Origin of the sequence: Lamprobacter sp. (genome assembly GCF_034860625.1) — a bacterium.
Classification (GTDB): domain Bacteria; phylum Pseudomonadota; class Gammaproteobacteria; order Chromatiales; family Chromatiaceae; genus Lamprobacter.
Map to the genome: position 1 here is coordinate 1 of NZ_JAYESN010000553.1, position 1,238 is coordinate 1,238.

The window sequence follows — 1,238 nt, forward strand, 5'->3', positions numbered from 1 at the left end:
GCATGCGTGAAGCACGCGAACGCGCCGCACACAAGGCTGCCTCTGGAAAACGTACCGGCAAGGCAAAGGCAACGGCTGACAAGGAGACGTCGGCGAGCCAAACCGCCGAGGAGGGCAAGACATGAGCCTGAAGGTATTGCCACTGCATACTCACTGGGATGCGGGTGAAGCCTACAGTGTGCTGGCCTTCATCGATGAACTGCGCGACTTGATCATCGCCCATTACGGAGATGGCATCACTGATATGCTCAATGACGCGGTGACGTATCAGGCAGAGTACCAGCTCGAACTCCCGTTTGATGACCTGCCACCGTTCTGACTAGCGGCAGTTCAACGCTACGAACGAGAAGCGTTCGCGTAACCTTGAACCGCGGCAAATACCCGCGGTATTACGTCGGCGTTAACAGGCGTTGCTGCGGTGTCACGTAGTTGATCCCACGATGACGGTGCTGCGTGTTGTACCAGAGCACGAAGGCGTACACCCAGTCACGCGCGGCCTCCAGCGAGGCGAAGCCGTTACGCGGGAACGCCGGTGCGTACTTCAGATGACGGAAGATCGACTCCGCATAGGCATTGTCATTGCTCACCCGTGGCCGGCTGAACGATGCCGTGATGCCGAGCTTGGCCAGCATCGTCTGAACCGTAGCACCCTTGAGTGGACTGCCGTTGTCGCCATGCAGCACCAGCGGTTTATCCACACAGCGCTCTCGCCATACGGTTCGTTCGACCAGTGCGCTGGCGTGCTCCCCGCGCTCCGAGTCATGTACCTCCCAGCCGACGATCTTGCGGCTGAACAGGTCGATGATCAGATACAGGAAGAAAAACTGCCCGCGGATAGGCCCTGGCAGCCAGGTAATGTCCCAGCAGAAAATCTGGTGCGGTTGGCTGGCACAATGGGTGGTCGGCGGTTTGGGCGCAGATGGCGGCTTGGCACGGCCACGGTGATGCTGCAGACCTTCATCGCGCAACACGCGGTACATCGTCGATTCAGAGGCGATGTACACACCCTTGTCAGCAAGGCGCGGGACGATCTGCCCGGGAGGCAGATCGGCGTATTCCTCTTGCGTGCAGATATCGACCACCGCCTGCCGTTCCTGCTGTGTCAGTGCATTCGATGGCTTGCTGCGTACCGCTATGGGCCGCCTGTCTCCCTGCACAGAGCCCTCTCGCACCCAGCGCTGATAGGTGCGCACGCTAATGCCGATGATGGCGCAGGCCGGCGCAAGCCGTGCGTTGTT

2 protein-coding genes are annotated in these 1,238 nt (G+C 60.2%); one reads left to right on the top strand and one right to left on the bottom strand.

What is annotated here, in order from left to right:
- Positions 1-121: 121 nt before the first annotated feature.
- Positions 122-319: a hypothetical protein gene (locus VBE63_RS29730; protein ID WP_323686569.1), complete on the top strand. Its 198-nt coding sequence runs from the start codon at positions 122-124 to the stop codon at positions 317-319.
- A gap of 70 nt (positions 320-389) precedes the next feature.
- Here the strand turns inward: VBE63_RS29730 and VBE63_RS29735 are convergent.
- On the bottom strand, positions 390-1,238 hold an 849-nt coding region (locus VBE63_RS29735), incomplete at its 5' end, for an IS3 family transposase (protein WP_323686570.1).

Coding starts and splice junctions, on each gene's coding strand:
- VBE63_RS29730 (WP_323686569.1), top strand. CDS start 122: ATGAGCCTGAAGGTATTGCCACTGCATACTCACTGGGATGCGGGTGAA.